At 71.5% G+C, this 21,077-nt stretch carries 19 protein-coding genes; 16 read left to right on the top strand and 3 right to left on the bottom strand.

What is annotated here, in order from left to right:
- Window positions 1-63 precede the first annotated feature (63 nt).
- The 6 genes from QIS96_RS29095 (at window position 64) to QIS96_RS29070 (ending at window position 6,638) form a co-directional block, all read left to right on the top strand.
- Window positions 64-1,425, top strand: a complete 1,362-nt coding sequence (locus QIS96_RS29095; protein WP_282545765.1) for an MraY family glycosyltransferase — start codon at window positions 64-66, stop codon at window positions 1,423-1,425.
- Complete coding sequence (locus QIS96_RS29090; protein ID WP_282545764.1) at window positions 1,422-2,153, top strand: FkbM family methyltransferase; 732 nt, start codon at window positions 1,422-1,424, stop codon at window positions 2,151-2,153. Before QIS96_RS29095 ends, QIS96_RS29090 begins: the two co-directional genes overlap by 4 nt.
- A gap of 231 nt (window positions 2,154-2,384) precedes the next feature.
- Window positions 2,385-4,253: a molecular chaperone DnaK gene (gene dnaK / locus QIS96_RS29085; protein WP_282545763.1), complete on the top strand. Its 1,869-nt coding sequence runs from the start codon at window positions 2,385-2,387 to the stop codon at window positions 4,251-4,253.
- The gene (gene grpE, locus QIS96_RS29080; protein ID WP_282545762.1) at window positions 4,250-4,957 is read left to right on the top strand and encodes a nucleotide exchange factor GrpE; all 708 of its coding nucleotides are present in this window, start codon (window positions 4,250-4,252) and stop codon (window positions 4,955-4,957) included. Before dnaK ends, grpE begins: the two co-directional genes overlap by 4 nt.
- Window positions 4,958-5,008: 51 nt before the next feature.
- Complete coding sequence (dnaJ, locus tag QIS96_RS29075; protein WP_282545761.1) at window positions 5,009-6,190, top strand: molecular chaperone DnaJ; 1,182 nt, start codon at window positions 5,009-5,011, stop codon at window positions 6,188-6,190.
- A gap of 4 nt (window positions 6,191-6,194) precedes the next feature.
- On the top strand, window positions 6,195-6,638 hold the full coding sequence (locus tag QIS96_RS29070; RefSeq protein ID WP_282545760.1) for a heat shock protein transcriptional repressor HspR: 444 nt from the start codon (window positions 6,195-6,197) through the stop codon (window positions 6,636-6,638).
- Between the two features lie 299 nt (window positions 6,639-6,937).
- On the opposite strand, the gene QIS96_RS29065 is transcribed toward QIS96_RS29070, so the two are convergent.
- Window positions 6,938-7,921 (bottom strand): helix-turn-helix transcriptional regulator, encoded by a 984-nt coding sequence (locus QIS96_RS29065; RefSeq protein WP_282545759.1) that lies wholly within the window; start codon window positions 7,919-7,921, stop codon window positions 6,938-6,940.
- A gap of 356 nt (window positions 7,922-8,277) precedes the next feature.
- On the opposite strand from QIS96_RS29065, the gene QIS96_RS29060 reads away from it, so the two are divergent.
- Complete coding sequence (locus tag QIS96_RS29060; protein ID WP_282545758.1) at window positions 8,278-8,598, top strand: Rieske (2Fe-2S) protein; 321 nt, start codon at window positions 8,278-8,280, stop codon at window positions 8,596-8,598.
- A 363-nt stretch (window positions 8,599-8,961) separates the two neighbouring features.
- On the opposite strand, the gene QIS96_RS29055 is transcribed toward QIS96_RS29060, so the two are convergent.
- Window positions 8,962-9,378, bottom strand: coding sequence for a pyridoxamine 5'-phosphate oxidase family protein (locus tag QIS96_RS29055; RefSeq protein WP_282545757.1), 417 nt, complete (start codon window positions 9,376-9,378; stop codon window positions 8,962-8,964).
- A 111-nt stretch (window positions 9,379-9,489) separates the two neighbouring features.
- Between QIS96_RS29055 and clpB the strand changes: the two genes are divergently transcribed.
- The 3 genes from clpB (at window position 9,490) to QIS96_RS29040 (ending at window position 13,641) form a co-directional block, all read left to right on the top strand.
- Window positions 9,490-12,096: an ATP-dependent chaperone ClpB gene (gene clpB, locus QIS96_RS29050; protein WP_282545756.1), complete on the top strand. Its 2,607-nt coding sequence runs from the start codon at window positions 9,490-9,492 to the stop codon at window positions 12,094-12,096.
- 125 nt (window positions 12,097-12,221) lie between these two features.
- On the top strand, window positions 12,222-12,758 hold the full coding sequence (locus QIS96_RS29045; protein WP_282545755.1) for a type III secretion system chaperone family protein: 537 nt from the start codon (window positions 12,222-12,224) through the stop codon (window positions 12,756-12,758).
- 139 nt (window positions 12,759-12,897) lie between these two features.
- Window positions 12,898-13,641, top strand: coding sequence for a DUF6333 family protein (locus QIS96_RS29040; RefSeq protein WP_282545754.1), 744 nt, complete (start codon window positions 12,898-12,900; stop codon window positions 13,639-13,641).
- A gap of 36 nt (window positions 13,642-13,677) precedes the next feature.
- Here the strand turns inward: QIS96_RS29040 and QIS96_RS29035 are convergent, their stop codons facing one another.
- The gene (locus QIS96_RS29035; RefSeq protein ID WP_282545753.1) at window positions 13,678-14,859 is read right to left on the bottom strand and encodes a pyridoxal phosphate-dependent aminotransferase; all 1,182 of its coding nucleotides are present in this window, start codon (window positions 14,857-14,859) and stop codon (window positions 13,678-13,680) included.
- 148 nt (window positions 14,860-15,007) lie between these two features.
- Here QIS96_RS29035 and QIS96_RS29030 point away from each other — a divergent pair, with 148 nt between their 5' ends.
- From QIS96_RS29030 to pyrE, 6 genes are all read left to right on the top strand, one after another.
- Window positions 15,008-15,250, top strand: a complete 243-nt coding sequence (locus QIS96_RS29030; RefSeq protein WP_282545752.1) for a hypothetical protein — start codon at window positions 15,008-15,010, stop codon at window positions 15,248-15,250.
- Between the two features lie 670 nt (window positions 15,251-15,920).
- On the top strand, window positions 15,921-16,445 hold the full coding sequence (locus tag QIS96_RS29025; protein WP_282545751.1) for a DUF2617 family protein: 525 nt from the start codon (window positions 15,921-15,923) through the stop codon (window positions 16,443-16,445).
- Between the two features lie 282 nt (window positions 16,446-16,727).
- Window positions 16,728-18,362, top strand: coding sequence for a polyamine aminopropyltransferase (locus QIS96_RS29020; RefSeq protein WP_456316886.1), 1,635 nt, complete (start codon window positions 16,728-16,730; stop codon window positions 18,360-18,362).
- 84 nt (window positions 18,363-18,446) lie between these two features.
- Window positions 18,447-19,271, top strand: a complete 825-nt coding sequence (locus QIS96_RS29015; RefSeq protein ID WP_349017421.1) for an SRPBCC domain-containing protein — start codon at window positions 18,447-18,449, stop codon at window positions 19,269-19,271.
- 21 nt (window positions 19,272-19,292) lie between these two features.
- Window positions 19,293-20,087 (top strand): aldose epimerase family protein, encoded by a 795-nt coding sequence (locus QIS96_RS29010; RefSeq protein WP_282545749.1) that lies wholly within the window; start codon window positions 19,293-19,295, stop codon window positions 20,085-20,087.
- A gap of 306 nt (window positions 20,088-20,393) precedes the next feature.
- On the top strand, window positions 20,394-20,942 hold the full coding sequence (gene pyrE / locus QIS96_RS29005) for an orotate phosphoribosyltransferase (protein WP_282545748.1): 549 nt from the start codon (window positions 20,394-20,396) through the stop codon (window positions 20,940-20,942).
- The last annotated feature ends 135 nt before the right edge of the window (window positions 20,943-21,077 follow it).

Here is a 21,077-nt window from a genome sequence, read left to right as displayed (position 1 = left end):
ATAGCGAACTAGCTTATTGCTCGCTCGCCCTGCCCCGTCGCGGGGTCCGACGGGAGGACGCCCATGCTCTACGGAATCGTGGCCAGCGTCGTGGCCCTGCTTCTAACCACCGTGCTCACCACCTGCGCACGCCTGCTCGGCCTGCGCACCGGCCTCGTCGACCGGCCCGGCGGCCGCAAGACGTACGCCCGCCCCACCCCGCACACCGGCGGCCTCGCCGTCGTCGCGGGCGCCGTCACCGTGATGTGCACCGGCTACGCACCGCTCGGCCCCGGCGTGGCCGTGCTCCTGGCCGCCGCGGGCGCGGTCGCCCTGCTCGGCTTCGTCGACGACCTCAGACCCCTCGGCGTACGGCCCCGGCTGATCGTCGAGACCGGCGCCGCCGTCGCCGTGGTGTGGGCGAGCGAGCTCACGCCGGCCGCCGGGATCCTCGCCGTCAGCTGGATCGTGCTCGTCACCAACTCCTTCAACCTGATCGACAACGCGGACGGCGCGATGGGCGTCGTCGGGGTCGTCACCGCGCTCGGACTCGCGCTCTGCGCCGCCGCCGACGGACTCACCTCGCTCGCGCTGCTGCTCTGCGTGCTCGCGGCCGCGCTGACCGGGTTCCTCACCCAGAACTGGCACCCGGCGCGGATCTTCCTCGGCGACTGCGGCTCCCTCTTCACCGGCTTCGTGCTCGCCTGCGCCGCCGTCCTCGTGCACACCGGGCACGAGCCGCTGCCCGGCGCCGTCGGCCTGGTCTCGCTCACCGTCGTCGGCCTCGCCGACACCGTCCTGGTCGCCCTCGCCCGCCGTCGCGCGGGCCGGCCCCTGCTGATCGGGGGCACCGACCACATCGCGCACCGGCTGCGCCGCGTCGGCTTCACGGTGCCCGGGGCGGCGGTGGTGCTCGGGGCCACCGCCTTCGCCGGGACGCTCACCGGGGTCCTGGTGCACAGCGGCGCGTGGGGCCCGCTCGCCGCGGGGCCGCTGTTCCTCGCCGTGGCCGCGGGCGTCTGGGCGCTGCTCAGGGTCCGCGTGTACGAGCGGCCGGCCGCCGGTACCGGCGCCGCCCGCCGCGCCCCGCAGGTCGGCCGGCCCCGGCGCCCCCGTCCGACGGGCCGCCGTGGCGGGGGGCGTATGGCCGCCGCGCGGGTCGTCGCCGCACGGGCCGCCGCCGTACGCGTCGCCGGGGTGCGCGTCGCCCACCCGCGCAGCCCGCGGACCGCGTCCCGGCGCAGCCGCGTCGCCGCCGTCCTCGCGCGCGGTCAGGCGAGCGCGACGGCGACCGGGGCACGCACCGGGGGCCGCCCGCTGCAGCCCCAGCCCCCGACCCCGGCCCCCGCACCGACCCCCGCCCCGACCCCTTCGACGACGCAGAGCCGTACTCGTACCGGCACTCGCACCCGGCCCCGTACCGCTGTCCCTGGAGCGCGCACATGACCACTCTTCTCGACCGGGTGCGGGGCGCCGCGCAGCGCTTCGGCGTCGACGTCACCCGCTACCCCGACCCCGCCGCGTACGAGACCCGACTGGTGCGGCTCATCGAGGAGTTCGAGGTCGACCTGGTCCTGGACGCGGGCGCGCACGCGGGGCGGTACGCGGGCGGGCTGCGGCGGGCCGGGTACCGCGGGCGGATCGTGTCGTTCGAGCCGCTCGACGGGGCGCGCCGCAGCCTGGAGCGGGCGGCCGCGCAGGACGACGCGTGGAGCGTGCTGCCGTACGCGCTCGGCGACGAGAGCGGGCCTGCGGTCCTGAACGTGGCCGGCGGGGACGGCGCCGCGAGCTCGGTCCTGCCGATGCTGCCCCGGCACCGCGAGGCGCAGCCGCGCTCGGCGTACGTGGCCCGGCAGCCGGTCGAGGTGCGCCGCCTCGACGAGCTGTGGGAGCAGGTCGTGGCGCCCGGCGAGCGGGTCTTCCTCAAGCTCGACGTGCGCGGCTGCGAGTCCCAAGTGCTGCGCGGCGCGGGCGAGTACGCGGACGACGTCACGGGTGTGCAGCTGCAGACCTCGTTCGTGCCGCTGTACGGGGACGGGCTGCTGTTCGCCGAGGCCCTCGACCTCGCGCAGTCGACGCTCGGGCTCTGCCTGAAGTCGCTGGCCCCGGGCGCCGCGGACCCGCGTTCGGGCGAACTGCTGCAGTGCGGGCTCGTGCTGTTCCGTGAGGGCTGACCCCGTCGCTTGCACGGGCTGAGGTCCGAGGGGACTCTGGGACGGGCGTCCGGGATGCCCTGTTTCGAGGGGCTGCGAGGGTGGGTTCAGGCGTCACTCAAGGGGCACGCGCATCAGTGTTGCCCGTAAGTGCGGGATAAAAGTTGAGTCGGCCCGACTCAGGTCTGTTGACTCGATCGGATCCGTCATGCATCCTTGAGCCTGTTCCACTCAAGTCATGGAGGAATTGAAATGGCACGTGCGGTCGGCATCGACCTGGGCACGACTAACTCCGTCGTCAGCGTTCTGGAGGGCGGCGAGCCCACCGTCATCACCAACGCCGAGGGCGCCAGGACCACGCCGTCCGTCGTCGCCTTCGCGAAGAACGGTGAGGTGCTGGTCGGCGAGGTCGCGAAGCGTCAGGCGGTCACCAACGTCGACAGGACCATCCGGTCGGTCAAGCGCCACATGGGCACTGACTGGAAGGTCGACATCGACGACAAGACCTTCAACCCGCAGCAGATGAGCGCCTTCATCCTGCAGAAGCTGAAGCGCGACGCGGAGTCCTACCTCGGCGAGAAGGTCACCGACGCGGTCATCACCGTCCCGGCGTACTTCAACGACTCCGAGCGTCAGGCCACCAAGGAGGCCGGCGAGATCGCGGGCCTGAACGTCCTGCGCATCGTCAACGAGCCCACCTCCGCCGCCCTGGCCTACGGCCTGGACAAGGACGACCAGACGATCCTCGTCTTCGACCTCGGTGGCGGCACCTTCGACGTCTCGCTCCTGGAGATCGGCGACGGCGTCGTCGAGGTGAAGGCCACCAACGGCGACAACCACCTCGGTGGTGACGACTGGGACCAGCGCGTCGTCGACTACCTGGTCAAGCAGTTCAACAACGGCCACGGCGTGGACCTGTCCAAGGACAAGATGGCGCTCCAGCGCCTGCGCGAGGCCGCTGAGAAGGCGAAGATCGAGCTCTCGTCCTCGACCGAGACCACGATCAACCTGCCCTACATCACGGCTTCCGCCGAGGGCCCACTGCACCTGGACGAGAAGCTCACGCGCGCCCAGTTCCAGCAGCTCACGCAGGACCTGATCGAGCGCTGCAAGACCCCGTTCCACAACGTCATCAAGGACGCCGGCATCGCGCTGTCCGAGATCGACCACGTGGTCCTGGTCGGCGGTTCCACCCGCATGCCCGCCGTCGCCGAGCTCGTCAAGGAGCTGACCGGCGGCAAGGAGGCCAACAAGGGCGTGAACCCGGACGAGGTCGTCGCCATCGGCGCCGCCCTGCAGGCCGGTGTGCTCAAGGGTGAGGTCAAGGACGTCCTGCTCCTCGACGTGACCCCGCTGTCGCTTGGTATCGAGACCAAGGGCGGCATCATGACCAAGCTGATCGAGCGGAACACCACGATTCCGACGAAGCGCTCCGAGATCTTCACGACGGCCGAGGACAACCAGCCGTCCGTGCAGATCCAGGTCTACCAGGGCGAGCGCGAGATCGCGGCGTACAACAAGAAGCTCGGGATGTTCGAGCTGACCGGTCTGCCGCCGGCCCCGCGTGGCGTCCCGCAGATCGAGGTCTCCTTCGACATCGACGCCAACGGCATCATGCACGTCACGGCCAAGGACCTCGGCACGGGCAAGGAGCAGAAGATGACCGTCACCGGCGGCTCCTCGCTGCCGAAGGACGAGGTCGACCGCATGCGCCAGGAGGCCGAGCAGTACGCGGACGAGGACACCAAGCGCCGCGAGGCCGCCGAGTCCCGCAACCAGGGCGAGCAGCTCGTCTACCAGACCGAGAAGTTCCTCAAGGACAACGAGGAGAAGGTCCCGGGCGAGGTGAAGACCGAGGTCGAGGAGTCGCTCACCGAGCTGAAGGAGAAGCTCAAGGGCGACGACACCGCCGAGATCCGCACCGCCACCGAGAAGGTCCAGGCCGTCGCGCAGAAGCTGGGCCAGGCGATGTACGCCGACGCCCAGGCCGCGCAGGCCGCGGGCGGCGAGGCTCCCGGTGCTGACGCCGGCGCCGGACAGGCCAAGGCGGACGACGACGTCGTGGACGCCGAGATCGTCGACGACGAGAAGCCCGGTAACGCGAAGGGCGGCGCCGCATGACGGAGGAGACCCCGGGCTTCGACGAGCAGGACGAGCCCACTGACGTCTCCTCCGGCGACACCCCTGAGGCCGCCGAGTCGAAGGCCGCTCCCTCCGCTGAGGAGGGGGCGGCCCCGGCCGGAGACGATGCAGCAGCGGACGTCGGTCTGACGGCGCAGCTGGACCAGGCCCGCGCCGCCCTCAACGAGCGGACCGCGGACCTCCAGCGGCTCCAGGCCGAGTTCCAGAACTACCGCCGTCGGGTCGAGCGCGACCGGGTCGCGGTCAAGGAGATCGCCGTGGCGAACCTCCTGACCGAGCTCCTGCCCGTGCTCGACGACATCGGCCGCGCCCGTGAGCACGGCGAACTGGTCGGCGGCTTCAAGTCGGTGGCCGAATCGACCGAGACGGTCGCCGCGAAGATGGGCCTGCAGCAGTTCGGCAAGGAGGGCGAGCCCTTCGACCCGACGATCCACGAGGCCCTGATGCACAGCTACGCGCCGGACGTCACCGAGACGACCTGCGTCGCGATCCTGCAGCCGGGGTACCGCATCGGGGAGCGCACCATCCGCCCCGCGCGGGTGGCCGTGGCCGAGCCGCAGCCCGGTGCGCAGCCCGCCAAGGGCGAGAGCGACGCGGACGGCAAGGGCAAGGGCAAGAAGAGCAAGGACAAGACCGCCGAAGCGGCGGACGACAAGGAGAGCGGTGGCCCGGAAGAGGGCTGACGCCGACACAGTCGTCCGGGTGACCGGCCAGCGGAAGGAGGGACGCCGGGGATGAGCACCAAGGACTTCATCGAGAAGGACTACTACAAGGTCCTCGGCGTCCCGAAGGACGCCACCGACGCCGAGATCAAGAAGGCGTACCGCAAGCTCGCGCGCGAGAACCACCCCGACGCCAACAAGAACAACCCCAAGGCGGAGGAGCGGTTCAAGGAGATCTCCGAGGCGAACGACATCCTCGGCGACCCCAAGAAGCGCAAGGAGTACGACGAGGCGCGCACCCTCTTCGGCAACGGCGGGTTCCGGCCCGGTCCCGGCGCCGGCGGGGGCGGCAACTTCAACTTCGACCTGGGCGACCTCTTCGGGGGCGGCCAGGGCGCGGGCGGCGCCGGCGGCTTCGGCGGCGGCGGGATCGGCGACGTCTTCGGCGGACTCTTCAACCGGGGCGGCCCCGCGGGCACGCGGACGCAGCCCCGGCGCGGCCAGGACATCGAGTCCGAGGTGACGCTGAGCTTCACCGAGGCGGTGGACGGGGCCACGGTCCCGCTCCGGATGTCCAGCCAGCAGCCCTGCAAGGCCTGTTCGGGCACCGGCGACAAGAACGGCACGCCGCGCGTGTGCCCGACCTGCGTCGGCACCGGCCAGGTCTCGCGGGGCGGCGGCGGAGGGTTCTCCCTCACCGACCCGTGCGTGGACTGCAAGGGGCGCGGCCTCATCGCCGAGACCCCCTGCGAGGTCTGCAAGGGCTCCGGCCGCGCCAAGTCGTCCCGCACGATGCAGGTCCGCATCCCCGCGGGCGTCTCCGACGGCCAGCGCATCCGCCTCCGCGGCAAGGGCGCGCCGGGCGAACGGGGCGGCCCCGCGGGCGACTTGTACGTCGTGGTGCATGTGGACGCGCACCCGGTCTTCGGCCGCAAGGGCGACAACCTCACCGTCACGGTGCCGGTCTCCTTCGTGGAGGCGGCGCTCGGCGGCGAGGTGAAGGTGCCGACGCTCGGCGGGCCCACGGTCACCCTGAAACTGCCGGCGGGCACGCCCAACGGACGCACGATGCGCGCCCGGGGCAAGGGCGCGGTCCGCAAGGACGGCACGCGGGGCGATCTATTGGTCACGGTCGAGGTGGCGGTCCCCAAGGACCTGAGCCCCGAGGCCCAGGAAGCCCTGGAGACGTACCGCAAGGCGACTGCGGACGACGATCCGCGGGCAGAACTGTTCCAGGCCGCGAAGGGAGCTTGAGCAGATGGACGGCCGTCGACGTAACCCGTATCAACTGACCGACGAGACACCGGTGTACGTCATCTCGGTGGCGGCCCAGCTCTCCGGACTCCACCCGCAGACCCTGCGGCAGTACGACCGTCTCGGCCTGGTCTCCCCGGACCGCACGGCCGGGCGGGGCCGCCGCTACTCGGCCCGTGACATCGAACTGCTGCGCACCGTCCAGCAGTTGTCGCAGGACGAGGGCATCAACCTCGCCGGGATCAAGCGCATCATCGAGCTGGAGAACCAGGTCGCGGCGCTGCAGTCCCGGGTCGCCGAGCTGTCGGCGGCGGTCGAGGGCGCGGCGGCGGCGATGCAGCAGCGCGAGGCCCAGGTGCACGCCTCGTACCGCCGGGACCTGGTCCCGTACCAGGAGGCGCATCCGACCAGTGCGCTGGTGGTCTGGCGTCCCAAGCGCCCGGAGTAGCGCGCAAGTTCAGGCAACGCAGCAGGCCCGCCCCCTCGGTGAGGGGAGCGGGCCTGCTGCGTTGGGGGGTGTGGGGTGGGGGGTCCGGGTCAACGGGTGGTGCGTGGGGTGCGTCCCGGCCGAGGGGACCCGGCCGGGACGTTTGAGGTTCGCCCTTCAACCATGCGGGACGGGGCCGGGTGCGGGAAGCCTCATGTTGTTGCGGGGGCAAGGAGTTGAGGGGTCCTAAATGGGGCGTACGGACCGTTCGGGCAGGCCGCGCCGGTCAGTCTTGCGGGGCGCGCCGGGGCGCTGCGCGGTCACGGCCGCTCTTCGTCGAGGAGCCCCGACCGCGCGATGAGATAGCCGAGTTGGGCCCGGCTGCCGCTGCCCAGGGTCGCCGCCAGCTTGGCGATATGGGCGCGGCAGGTGCGTACGTTCATGCCGAGGCGGCGGGCGATGGCCTCGTCCACGTGGCCCTCCACCAGGAGGCGGGCGATGGAGCGCTGGACTCCGGTGACCCCGTCGGTCTTGTGGTCGTAGGGCACCTCCTCGTTGATGGGCACGGCCAACTGCCAGAACTGGTCGAAGACGCCGACCAGATACTCGACGAGCCCGGGGTGGCGCAGTTCCAGGGCGATCCTGCGGTCGCTGCGGGCCGGAATGAAGGCCACCTCGCGGTCGACGATGATGAGCCGGTCGATGATCTCTTCCAGAGTGCGCACCTCCACCTCGGGGCCGACCTGTTCGAGGTAGTGCAGGGTCAACTCGGTGTGGCGTGCGGTGTGTTGGTACAGCGTGCGCATCTGGATGCCGCGGTTCAGGAGTGGTTGTACGCGCTCGAGCGCCTCGTTGAGCGCCTTCGCCGGGCGGCCGCCGCCGGGCTGGACCGTGAGCAGCTCCTTGGAGCAGTTGGCGATGACGCGGTCCAGGGTGGCGTTGATGAGGCTGAGGCCTTCGAGGACCGTGATGGCGTGCGTCGTCGGCGGGTCGAGCGCGCTGATGGCCATGAATGGCTCAAAAGCGTCGGCCAGGGCGACCGTCAGGCGCCGGCGTTCCTGTATCTCCCGTTCGACGGGTTGCAGCAATTGCGCGAGCGCCGCCGAGGGGGGCACGGGGCGCAGCCACTGGGCGTCGTCGGGGTCGGGGTGCAGCAGGGCCAGGTCGATGAGGCAGGGGGCCGCGCCCAGCTCTGACCGGGCTATTCGCCCCGTGCGCAAGGCGCTCCCGTAGAGCCTGGCCCCCGATTCGCACAGCTCCGTGTGCGAATGGGGGTGACCCGTTTGATCCGCTTCTTTCCCCATATGAATACCCCCAGGCTCCTGCATATCAGGAACATGATGCCTGGCCCCGGTGGTGCAGGGGGCGCAGTGTGAGCCATCGTCATTGTTGCGGGGGCTAGGAAGCGACATCTTCAAGTGAGGTTGCTCGGTAATGGCCAAGAGACTCATACGTGCAGTGGTTGCTGTCGCCTTCATCGCCGCAGCCGCGGTGGGGGTTGTGGACTCGGCCGTGGGCACCGCCGCGTCGGGGCCCACGTCGAAGGTCGCTGCTGCCCCCAGTGACCCCGGTTGGCATGTGATGGCCGATGACCCGGGGTGGTCCGTCATGTCCTCGCAGACCGAATCGTCCCTTAGCGACCCGGGTTGGTCCTGACGACATGACTGTTCCTGAGGACATCCGCTTCCGGCGCGAGATGGCGTCCGCCTACCGTTCCGGGTGGCACTTCATCGACCTCGTCACGGCCCTACCGGGCCCCGGCGATTCGTTGATGGTCACCCTCTTCGGCGAGCCGATTCTGATCGTCCGGGACGACGAGGACGACGATGTGCGCGCCTTTCGCTGTCTGCGCAAGCCGCGTGGGGCGCCGCAGCCGGTGCGATGCGCGATCCGGTACGGAATGATCTTCGTCAACCTCGACCAGCGTGACCACGAGCTGGTCGAGGAGGAAAGCATCCCTGCCACCCCCCGCAGTGCCTGACGCGATTCCCCCGTCGTCAAAAGATCGCCCAGGCGCTTCCCCCTGCAGCGGCGCCACCGTGAACCTGGAATCACGGTGGCGCCGCTGTGTGTTTGCTGTTTCTCTCCCCTCCCCGCCCCTTCCCGGCTGTGTCAATTTGCGGCTGCCGCCGCGTGGCCTGCGGACGGCTCCGGGGGCTGCGCCCCCAAACCCCGGCTGTCTTTCGGCTGTCCGCGCCGTCGTGGCTGGTCGCGCAGTTCCCCGCGCCCCTATCGGGGCCCCGCATCAGCCCAATTCAGCCGCTCCGGCTTTTGAGGAGCGGGGGTCCGGGGGCTGGCCCCCGGAGCCGTCCGCCAGGACTTTCGGGAAGGGGCGGGGTGGGGGCTAATCGCGCAGGGCTCGGCTGCCCATCGCTCCCGTCAGGGTGATCTCGATGACCACCCGGTTCGGGTTGGGGGAGGGCGTGCGCTCGTACCGCTCCGCGTAGCGACGCTCCGCGTCGGCTATCGCCTCCGGTTCCGTCACGACGCGGGCGCGGCCCTCGAGGGTGGCCCACAGGCGGCCGGCGAACTGGCAGACGGAGGCCGGCGCCCCGTCCACGCCCCCCGCCAGGACGTTGCCGACCTTCTTGCTGGACTTGCTGCTGATGACGCGCGCGACCCCCGCCTCCGGGTCGTACGTCACGCCCACCGGGACGACGTGGGGAGTGCCGTTGGGGCGCAGGGTCGTCAAGGTGCACACGTGCCGTTCCCGCCAGAAGCTGAGGTAGGCGGTGCCGGGGTCTCGGGGGTCTATGGCCATGCTCAGGAATGTATCCTCGGTCGCACCTTGAGTGGAATAGGCTCAACTTTATGCACGTTGACTCAGTCAGTGTGCTTGAGTAGTGGGAGAGACCGAGGAGGTAGCGCGCACGTGGACGCAGAGCTGACGAACCGGAGCCGGGAGGCGCTCCAGGCGGCGACGAGCCGGGCCGTGTCGGGGGGAAACCCGGACCTGACGCCCGCGCATCTGCTGCTCGCCCTGCTTGAGGGCCGGGACAACGAGAACATCACCGACCTGCTCGCCGCCGTCGACGCCGACCAGGTCGCCGTGCGCTCCGGAGCCGAGCGCGTCCTCGCCGGCCTGCCGAGCGTGACCGGGTCCACGGTGGCGCCGCCGCAGCCCAACCGCGAGCTGCTCGCCGTCATCGCGGACGCCTCGCAGCGCGCCAAGGACCTCGGCGACGACTACCTCTCCACCGAGCATCTGCTCATCGGCATCGCCGCGAAGGGCGGCCAGGCCGCGGACGTACTGAAGGAACAGGGCGCCAGTGACAAGAAGCTGCTTGACGCGTTCGGCGAGGCCAGGGGAGGCCGCCGCGTGACGACCCCCGACCCCGAGGGCCAGTACAAGGCCCTGGAGAAGTTCGGCACCGACTTCACCGCCGCCGCCCGCGAGGGCAAGCTCGACCCGGTCATCGGCCGGGACCAGGAGATCCGCCGCGTCGTCCAGGTCCTTTCGCGGCGTACGAAGAACAACCCGGTGCTGATCGGCGAGCCCGGCGTCGGCAAGACCGCCGTCGTGGAGGGGCTCGCGCAGCGCATCGTGAAGGGCGACGTGCCGGAGAGCCTCCGCGACAAGCGGCTGGTGAGTCTTGACCTGGGCGCGATGGTCGCGGGCGCCAAGTACCGGGGCGAGTTCGAGGAGCGCCTGAAGACCGTCCTCTCCGAGATCAAGGAGAGCGACGGCCAGATCATCACGTTCATCGACGAGCTGCACACCGTGGTCGGCGCGGGAGCGGGCGGCGACTCCGCGATGGACGCGGGCAACATGCTGAAGCCGATGCTGGCCCGCGGCGAGCTGCGCATGGTCGGCGCCACGACGCTCGACGAGTACCGCGAGCGGATCGAGAAGGACCCGGCCCTGGAGCGCCGCTTCCAGCAGGTCCTGGTCGCCGAGCCGTCCGTCGAGGACACCATCGCGATCCTGCGCGGACTCAAGGGCCGGTACGAGGCGCACCACAAGGTCGTCATCGCGGACTCCGCGCTGGTGGCCGCCGCCACCCTCTCCGACCGGTACATCACCTCCCGCTTCCTGCCCGACAAGGCCATCGACCTGGTCGACGAGGCCGCGTCCCGGCTCCGGATGGAGATCGACTCCTCGCCCGTCGAGATCGACGAACTCCAGCGCGCCGTCGACCGGCTGCGCATGGAGGAGCTGGCGATCGGCAAGGAGACCGACGCCGCGAGCAAGGAGCGCCTGGACAAGCTGCGCCGTGACCTCGCCGACAAGGAGGAGGAGCTGCGCGGCCTGACCGCACGCTGGGAGAAGGAGAAGACCTCCCTCAACCGCGTCGGCGAACTCAAGGAGAAGCTCGACGAACTGCGCGGCCAGGCCGAACGCGCCCAGCGCGACGGCGACTTCGACACCGCCTCCAAGCTGCTCTACGGCGAGATCCCGGGCCTGGAACGGGAGTTGGCGGAGGCCAGCGAGGCCGAGGCCGAGCAGGAAGCCGCGAAGACTGGCGACATCAAGAGCTCGATGGTCAAGGAGGAGGTCGGCCCCGACGACATCGCGGACGTCGTCGGCTCCTGGACCGGCATCCCCGCCGGGCGGCTCCTCGAAGGCGAGACGCAGAAGCTGCTGCGCATGGAGGACGAGCTCGGCAAGCGCCTCATCGGCCAGACCGAGGCCGTACGGGCCGTGTCCGACGCCGTGCGCCGCACCCGCGCGGGCATCGCCGACCCGGACCGCCCCACCGGCTCGTTCCTCTTCCTCGGCCCGACCGGCGTCGGCAAGACCGAGCTGGCCAAGGCCCTCGCGGACTTCCTCTTCGACGACGAGCGGGCCATGGTCCGCATCGACATGTCGGAGTACGGCGAGAAGCACTCGGTGGCCCGCCTGGTCGGCGCCCCGCCCGGCTACGTCGGGTACGAGGAGGGCGGCCAGCTCACCGAGGCGGTGCGCCGGCGCCCGTACAGCGTGGTGCTGCTCGACGAGGTGGAGAAGGCGCACCCGGAGGTCTTCGACATCCTGCTGCAGGTCCTCGACGACGGCCGCCTCACCGACGGCCAGGGCCGGACGGTGGACTTCCGCAACACCATCCTGATCCTGACGTCCAACCTCGGCAGTCAGTACCTCGTGGAGCCCCTCACGTCCGAGGAGGAGAAGAAGCAGCAGGTCCTGGAGGTCGTACGGGCCTCGTTCAAGCCGGAGTTCCTGAACCGGCTCGACGACCTGGTGGTGTTCTCCGCCCTGGACAAGGCCGAGTTGGGCCGGATCGCCCAGCTGCAGATCGACCGCCTCGCCAAGCGCCTCGCCGAGCGCCGCCTCAGCCTGGACGTCACGCCCGAGGCCCTGGCCTGGCTCGCGGAGGAGGGCAACGACCCGGCGTACGGGGCGCGGCCGCTGCGCCGCCTCGTGCAGACCGCGATCGGCGACCGGCTCGCCCGGGAGATCCTCTCCGGCGAGGTCAAGGACGGCGACACGGTGCGCGTGGACCGGGTCGGGGACGAGCTGCTCGTGGGGCCCGCGCAGTAAGGGGCTCGGCGTAAGGGGCGCGGACCCCGAAGTTCGGCTCGTGGCGGATCGCCGTCGTCAGGGGTTGCGGCGACCGCCCTTCGATGGTGGAGGATGGGCGCAATCCGTACGAAGGGAAATACACGGTGAGCATCGACCCGTCCTCGATTCCGAACTTCGGGGCCAAGCCGGAACCGCAGGCCGAAGGACCGGCGGGCCCCGTCGTCCCCGATCAGGACCTGGTGAAGCAGCTCCTGGACCAGATGGAGCTCAAGCACGTCGTCGACGACGAGGGTGACCTCGCGGCGCCGTGGGAGAACTTCCGCACGTACTTCATGTTCCGCGGCGAGGGCGACCAGCAGGTCTTCTCGGTGCGGACGTTCTACGACCGGCCGCACCCCATCGAGTCCAAGGCGCAGATCCTCGACGCCGTGGACGAGTGGAACCGCCGCACCCTGTGGCCCAAGGTCTACACCCACACCCACGAGGAGGAGGGCGGCCCGACCACCGTCCGCATCGTGGGCGAGGCGCAGATGCTGATCGGCACCGGCGTCAGCCTGGAGCACTTCGTGTCCTCCACGGTCAGCTGGGTGCGGGCCGCGATCGAGTTCGAGCGCTGGCTGGTCGAGCACCTCGGCCTGGTCGAGGACGTCGACTCGGCGGAGAAGCCGGACGACGAGTAGTTCAGCAGTTCTGAGAGGGCCCGGCCGGGGCCGCCGCCAGCAGCGTGGCGCACCCCGGCCGGGCCCTCTCGCTTGCGCCTCAACTCGCTTTCTGCGCCCGCTAGTTGATGCCGAGGCGCGGTGCGGCATACTCGCCGCCATGAACTCCGGACCCACTCGCCTCCCGCCCGACGCCCCGGTGGACATCCGGCACCACGGACACGCACACCTGGTGGTCCTCCAGCCGCCGTTCGGCCCCCCGCTCCTGCCCAGCCGGCGGCCGACGGCCGTCGCCGCCCACGATCCCGAGGCGGCGCGCGCGGAGGTGCTGGCCCTCGACCTGGTCGCCGCGGTACGCCGCGAGGACGCCCCGGCCCGGCTCGGACTTCCGGGGAGCCCGTCCGTGCGCGAGCACCTCGACGAGGTGAGCGTGGCCGTGTGGGGCTCCACCGTGAAGATCACCGATCCGGCGCTCGTCGAGGACGGGCTCGGCGGCGCCCTGGACGACGCGTTCGAGGCGCAGCGGAAGCGATTCCCCGACGCCCGGATCGTCGGAGTCTGCGAACGCGACTTCGGCGCCTCGTACTTGAAGGTGCTCGCGGCGGTGCCGGGCGCACCGGATCTGGTGATCGAGGGCTGGAGCGATCTGGAGATCACCGGCGACCCCCGCGCCACACTGGCCCACCTGGGCGTCGACCTCGACGAGTCCGGCGCCGAGTACTTCGAGGACGAGGAGGACGTGGAGGACGAGGGGGTGTTCGCGGACTACTACGCCTTCCTCCACACCCTCACCGACGGCGCGCTGAGCGTCTACAGCCGCGAGGAACGCCAGGAGTCGACGTTCCTGGTCGAGCGGACGGCGGAGGGCGAGAACTGCATCGACGCGGTCTGGTTCTCGGGCTAGGGGGAGACACCCCCTAGCCCCTGAGGGGCAGTGGGCTCACAGCCGCCCGAGCCGTGTCACCGCCTCGCGCAGGACGCTCTCCTGCTTGCAGAAGGCGAAGCGGACCTGGCTGCGCCCAGCCTCCGGGTCGTCGTAGAAGACCGAGTTGGGGACGGCCACCACGCCGCAGCGCTCCGGCAGGGCGCGGCAGAAGGCGAGGGCGTCCTTCTCGCCGAGGGCGGCGACGTCCGTGGTGATGAAGTACGTCCCCTGCGGGCGGTGCACCTCGAAGCCCGCGTCGGCGAGCCCGCCCGCGAGCAGGTCGCGCTTGGCGCCCAGGTCGGCGCGGAACGCGGAGTAGTAGTCGTCCGGCAGCCGCAGCGCCTCGGCCACCGCGAACTGGAACGGCCCCGCAGAGACGTACGTCAGGAACTGCTTGGCCGTACGGACCGCCGTCAGCAGGGGAGCGGCAGCCGTGACCCAGCCGACCTTCCACCCCGTGAACGAGAAGGTCTTGCCGGCCGAGGAGATCGAGACCGTGCGCTCGCGCATCCCCGGCAGCGAGATCAGAGGGATGTGCTCGCCGTCGAAGACCAGGTGCTCGTAGACCTCGTCGGTGACGACGATCAGGTCCCGCTCGACCGCGAGCTCGGCGATGGCCGTGAGCTCCTCGCGGGTCAGGACCATGCCGGTCGGGTTGTGCGGGGAGTTGAGGAGGAGCAGGCGGGTCCGGTCGGTGACCGCGTCGCGCAGCGCGTCGAGGTCCGGGCGGAAGTCCGGGGCGCGGAGGGTCAGCGGGACGCGCTTGCCGCCGGCCATTGCGATGCTCGCCGCGTACGAGTCGTAGTACGGCTCGAAGGCGATGACCTCGTCGCCCGGTTCGAGCAGCGCCAGCATCGTGGCCGCGATGGCTTCGGTCGCGCCCGCGGTGACCAGGACCTCGGTGTCGGGGTCGAAGCCGAGGCCGTAGAAGCGCTGCTGGTGCTCGGTGATCGCGGTGCGCAGCTCGGGGATGCCGGGGCCCGGCGGGTACTGGTTGCCGCGGCCGTCGCGCAGCGCCCGTACCGCCGCCTCCCTGACCTCCTCGGGGCCGTCGGTGTCGGGGAAGCCCTGGCCGAGGTTGATCGCTCCGGTGCGCAGGGCGAGCGCGGACATCTCGGCGAAGATCGTGGTGCCGAACTCGGCCAGGCGGCGGTTGAGCAGCGGGCGGGACTCGGGCGCAGAGGTCATGGGCGTCATCCTGCGCCGAACCTCTGGACTTCCTCAACTCTGCTTTGGGGATCCGCGGGGCCGGGGATCTGTCCTGCACACAACAGAGAGCGCAACGCTTCAGAAAGCTTCAGAACGCTTCAGAACGCTTCGGGGGAACGAAAGGAGGGAGAGGAACATGGAGTTCTTCTTCATCATGGTGTTTCTGGCAGTGGTCATCGGCATCGCGGTGTCGAGCGGTTCGGGATCCAACCGGCGCTCGCGGCGCAACGGCGGCGGTAGCTGGTACGCCGGCGGCGGAGGCGGCGGAGGCGGCGGGGGCTGCGGCGGCGGCTCCTCGTGCGGCAGCTCGTCCTCCTGCGGCGGTGGCGGCGGTGGCGGCGGAGGTTGCGGCGGCGGTGGCGGAGGCGGCGGTTCCTGAGCCGACCGCGCTCCGGAGTGCCTTCCGCGCACCTGCTGAGAGCCCCGGAGGTTCTCCGGAGAACCTCTGGTCTTCCTCAACTCCGCTTTGACGTAAGGGAGTAGCGGGAATCCCCGGTGCACACGCACGCACAGCGGTGCGTGCACCGGGGGACACGAAGGGGGGTGAGGACCATGGTCTTCGGCATCGTGTTCGCAGCCTTCGTCGCGGTCTTCATCGTGGGACTGCTCGGGGCGGCGGTCAGCGCCACACGCCCGCGCGACAAGGGGAGCGGCCGCGGAAGCGGCTGACACGGGGCAGCCGATCCACAGCCGTACAAGGCGCCCGACGCGAATCAACTTCCGTCGGGCGCCTCGGTGTTGGTCACCCGGCGTCCAAACCCCCGAGCCTCTCCCATGCTCCCTCCCACGCCCCCTGTCGGGTCGACTCGCAGGCCTGGTCGAAGACGGCAGAACAGTTGAACAGTGAGACCACCCGAGGGGATGGAAACCCTACGAAGTTGGGTAAAAACGCTGTGGCGGGCTGCCGTTCATGATTCCCTCTTATTCATCCACGCAGCCCTCGGCCGACTCGTGGGCAGTAAGCCGGCGAACCCCAACTCCGTGCGCCTATCGGCGCATCACGCTGGGCGCCCCGGCTCGACCTCCACGCATGCCCCGGAGCCCTCCCCATGCTCACGACTCTGCAGACCTCCTACACCGACACACGCGCCGACGACCTCGCCTGGGCCCTGGGCCGCGAACCGCTGCCCGCCCTCGCCGCGCTCGACCTGCAACTCCAGGACGTCAAAGTGCAGTTGAGGCTCCTCGGCGCCTCCCACCAGGTCATCATCGAACAGGGCGACTCCAGCTGCTCCGAGACCGTCGCCTGCATCGCGGGCAGCAGCACCCCCCTTCCGCTCGGCGTCGCCAAGCGCGTGGGCGACTGGGAGTACGAGTTCGCCGCCCGCGTCGAGACCATGTCGAGCGGCTCCTTCGCAGGCCGCGCCCAGGAATTGCTCGCCCTGGTCTCCGACCACCCCAACGGGCTCGCGGGCGTCTTCCCCGGCAGCCCGCACGCGTTCACCGCACTCCTGGTGCAGCGCCAGGACGACCAGGTGCACTGGCGCACCTGGCACGCCTACCCGCAGGAAGGCCAGCTCGTCGCCACCCGCACCCGCGTGGGTGCGCGCCTGCCCGCACCGCAACCGGCCTGAACCGCCGCTCGCGTACGCCTGCTTGAGCGCCGATGCCACCCCGTTGCCCAAGCGCGGGCGCCATCCTGTGCCCCCGCGCCCGCACCGCGCCACCGCACAACCACCCGTGCTCCTACGCCCGTTGCGCACTGCCGCACAACCGCCCGTGCTCCCATGTCCGTTGCGCACTACCGCACAACCGCCCGTGCACCGCTCACGCACCGCCGCGCGCCCGCCGTTCGCCGAGGTTTGCACACGTGTGGGTGACAGGGTGCACACGGGCGGTGACGTAGCGTTCCCATCGTGATCGATTCGCCGCTGTCCGTGCCGTCCGGAGCCCCGCCGTCCGCGGGCCCGCAGAGCACGGCCGTGCTGCCCGTCTCGCCGCGCGCCGGGCGACTCCTCGTCCTCGTCGCCGTCTTCGTCAGCGCCGCCTGCGGCCTGGTGTACGAACTCGAACTCGTCGCCATCGCCTCGTACTTGATCGGGAACTCCGTCACCCAGGCCTCCGTCGTGCTGTCCGTGATGGTCTTCGCCATGGGCGTCGGCTCGCTGCTCGCCAAACACCTGCGCTGCCGGGCCGCCGCCGCGTTCGGTGCCGTCGAGGCCGCGCTCGCCCTGGTCGGCGGCTGCAGCGCCCTCGTGCTGTACGCAGGATTCGTCTGGGGCGCGAGCACGCGCCTGCTGCTCGTCGTGTTCTCCCTCGCCATCGGCGTGCTCATCGGCGCCGAAGTGCCGCTGCTCATGACCCTCATCCAGCGCATCCGCCGCCAGGACGCGGGCGGCGCCGTCGCCGACCTCTTCGCCGCCGACTACGTGGGCGCGCTCGTCGGCGGCCTCGCCTTCCCGTTCCTTCTCCTGCCGCTGCTCGGCCAGCTGACGGGCGCGCTCCTCACCGGCGCCGTCAACGCCATCGCGGGCGGCACCCTCGTCCTGTGGCTCTTCCGGCACGACCTGAGCGCCCGCGCCCGCCGCCGGCTGCTCGCCGTCAACCTCGCCGTGCTCGTCCTGCTCGCCACCCTCGCCGCGGGCGTCGGCGACTTCGAACGCGCCGCGCGGTACGCGGTGTACGGCGCGGACGTCCGCGTGGCCCTGCAGACCGACGTCCAGGAGATCGTCCTCACCGGCGGCGCCCACCGCCCGGCAACCGACCTCGACCTGTACGTGAACGGGCGGCTCAGGGTCAGCGGACGCGACGAACACCGGTACCACGAGGCGCTCGTGCACCCCGCGATGCGCGGCCCGCACGCGCGCGTGCTGATCCTCGGCGGCGGGGACGGCCTCGCCGCCCGCGAAGTCCTCCGCCACCCCGGAGTCGACCGCGTCGACGTCGTCGCACCCGACGAGGAGCTGGCCGACCTGGCCCGCACCGACCCCGCCCTCAGCGCCCTCAACGGCCACGCCTACGACGACCCCCGGCTCCAGGCGGTGCACGCCGACGCCTTCCAGTGGCTGCGCGAGGAACGCACGGGCGGCGCCTCCCGGCCGTACGACGTGGTGATCGCCGATCTGCCCGACCCCGGCGTCACCGAGTCCGCCAAGCTCTACTCCCGGGAGTTCTTCGGCCTCGCCGCCCGCGCCCTCGCCCCCGCGGGCCGGCTCGCCGTGCACGCCGGGGCGACCGCCGAGCCGCGGGCGTTCTGGACCGTCGACGCGAGCGTCCGCGCCGCCCGCCTGCGCACCGTCCCGTACAGCGCCGAGCGCCGCAGCGCCCGAGCCGGCGCGGGACGGGCCCGCGCGCCCCGCGACTGGGGCTTCCTGCTCGCCGCGCGCACCCCGCCCGAGCTCGGCCTGGACGCGAGACCCGGCCGTCGCTCACTCACCCCGGCGATGCTCCGCGACGGGGCCCGCGCGATCGAACGGACCCGCGTCCCCGGACTGCCCCCGTCCACGCTTGTGCGCCCGAGATACGGCGAAGCGGCGACCCCGGGCGGCTGACGTGCCGAATGTGTGCACACGGGGGTGCGGCTCGTACGCGCGTGGGTAGGCTCGGCTGACATGGAGCATGAGGTGTTCGTTCCCGTGGAGACAGAGCCCCTGCGACAGGCGTTCGGTGACGCCGCCCGCGTCGCCCGCGGCATCCAGGGACTCCAGCGCGATGTGGGCGTGGGGGCCGAGCCCCTGTCGGGCCGCCTCAAAGTGCGGATCGCGGGGCACACCATCACCTACCGTGGCGCACTCCGGGTCACCGAGGACACCTCGGCGGCCACCCCGTCCTTCACGGTCACCGGCGAGGCGACGGAGGTACGCGGCTCCGGATCGGTCGAACTCACCCTCGGCGTACGGCTGTTGACTGCCGAGGGCGGCACGCGACTGGCGTACTCCGGCACGGGCAAGGGCGACGGCCGGGTCGCGGAGCTGGAGACCACCGCGGTCGAGGCGGCCGTACGGCGACTGCTGAACCGTTTCTCGGAGAGCTTGGCGAGGGTCGCCGAGCGGTCGGCGGAGTCGGAGCCGGGGTCGGAGTCGGGGTCGACCTCGGCTGCGGAGTCGACTGAGCCTCGGGAGGTGGTCGACGAGCCTCGGGAAGCGGCCGGTGAGCCTCGGGAGGCGGCCGACGAGGACGAGGAAGGCGCACCCCAGAGCTCCGCCCCCGACCCCTTCCACCAGGACGCCGGCGACGAGTCGTTCATCGCGCCGCCCGCCGAGGCCGCGCACGCCCGGCGCACGATGATCGGCCGCAGCGCGGAGGAGGTCGACCACGCCCCGCCGCGCGGGCGGTACGCACCCGTGCCCGCACCGCAGGCGACCACCGCGGGCGACACCCTGCGCTGGGCCGCACCCGCGGCCGCCCTCGTCGTCGCATCGGCGATCGTCGTCGGACGGGCGCTGCGGCGCCGCCGGTAGTCAGGACCTAGGGTCGGGTCCGTGAAGACTCAGGAGACGGCGACCCTCGTCGCGGGCGATGCGGAACTGACGGTGCAGAGCGGCAACGGATGCCGCATCGGGAGCCTCCGCATCGGCGGCACCGAAGTGCTCAGACAGGGCGACCACTTCGGCTCGTTCCCTATGGCCCCCTGGTGCGGCCGCACCGAGAACGGCCAGTTCCGCAACGGCGGTCAGGTGCACCGGCTGCCCGTGAACAGCCCGCCGCACGCCATCCACGGCACCGTCCGAGACAAGCCCTGGCGCCGGGCGCGCGGCGGCGGCGACACGCAGGCGGTGTTCACGTACGACCTCGTCGAGCCGTGGCCGTACAGCGGGCGGATCACCCAGATCTTCGAGCTGGACGAGAGCTCCCTGACGGTCCGGATGGGCCTGGAGACGTACGGCGACTCGTTCCCGGCGCAGCTCGGCTGGCACCCCTGGTTCCTGCGCAACCTCGGCCGCGAGGACGTGACGATCGACTTCGACCCGGCCTGGCAGGAGGAGCGCGGCGCGGACCACCTGCCCACCGGCAAGCGCATCGACCCCCTGCCTGGGCCGTGGGACGACTGCTTCGGCATGCCCGACGGGGTGGCGGTCACGCTGACCTGGCCCGAGCAGCTGGAGCTCAAGGTGAGCGGGCCCGAGCAGTGGGTCGTGATCTACGACGAGCAGCCGGAGGCGGTCTGCGTCGAGCCCCAGACCGGGCCGCCGAACGGTCTCAACACCGAGCCGCGGCTCGTGACGCCGATCGAGCCGCTGGAGGCGACGATGCGCTGGGACTGGCGTCCTCTCTAGCCCCCAACCAGCCGGGGCTCCGCCCCGGCCCCCGGCCGTCTGTGGTGCGCCTGCGGCGGGCTTCTTCCCCACCCCGCCCCTTCCCGAACTGGGGGCCAGCCCCCAGACCCCCGCTCCTCAAACGCCGGAGGGGCTGGTTTTCAGGGGCGCGGGGAACTGCGCGACCAGCCACGACGGCGCAGCAGACGAACGAGGCGGCGCCGCAGGCTTTCGGGAAGGGGCGGGGTGGGGAACGCAGCGCGGAGCGGGATCGGCGGAGGCCAGGGGCGGCACGGGCACCCCCGCGGCCCACTTAAGCTGACAAGCATGAGTGACGTACGCGGCGAGCTGCTGCAGCAGATCAAGGACAAGGCCGTGGTGCACGGCAAGGTGACGCTCTCCTCGGGCATCGAGGCCGACTACTACGTGGACCTGCGCCGCATCACCCTCGACGGCGAGGCCGCCCCCCTGGTCGGGCAGGTCCTCCTCGACCTCACCGCCGAGCTGGACTTCGACGCCGTCGGCGGGCTGACCATGGGCGCCGACCCGGTCGCCGCGTCGATGCTGCATGCGGCCGCCGCGCGCGGAAAGCGCCTGGACGCGTTCGTCGTCCGCAAGGCCGCCAAGGCGCACGGCCTGCAGCGCCAGGTCGAGGGCCCGGACATCAAGGGCCGCCGCGTCCTCGTCGTCGAGGACACCTCCACCACCGGCGGCTCCCCGCTGACCGCCGTCGAGGCCGTGCGCGCGGCCGGCGCCGAGGTCGTGGGCGTCGCGACGATCGTGGACCGGGCCACCGGAGCCGCCGAGAAGATCACCGAGGGCGCCGGGGTCCCGTACCTCTTCGCGTACTCGAAGGACGAGCTCGGCCTCGACTGACGGCCGAGGCCGAAGCCACGACCGACGGCCTCGGCCGACGGACCGGCCGAGGGTCGTGACCGACGGGGGTTCCGGACCGTCGCGCTGGAGCAATCCGGCGCGTCTGGAAGGATGGGGGCGACGATGACGTCGCCC

Source organism: Streptomyces cavernicola, from assembly GCF_029968035.1.
Classification (GTDB): Bacteria; Actinomycetota; Actinomycetes; order Streptomycetales; family Streptomycetaceae; genus Streptomyces; species Streptomyces cavernicola.
The sequence above is the reverse complement of the archived record's forward strand: the minus strand, read 5'-3'. Positions and strand labels throughout refer to the sequence as shown.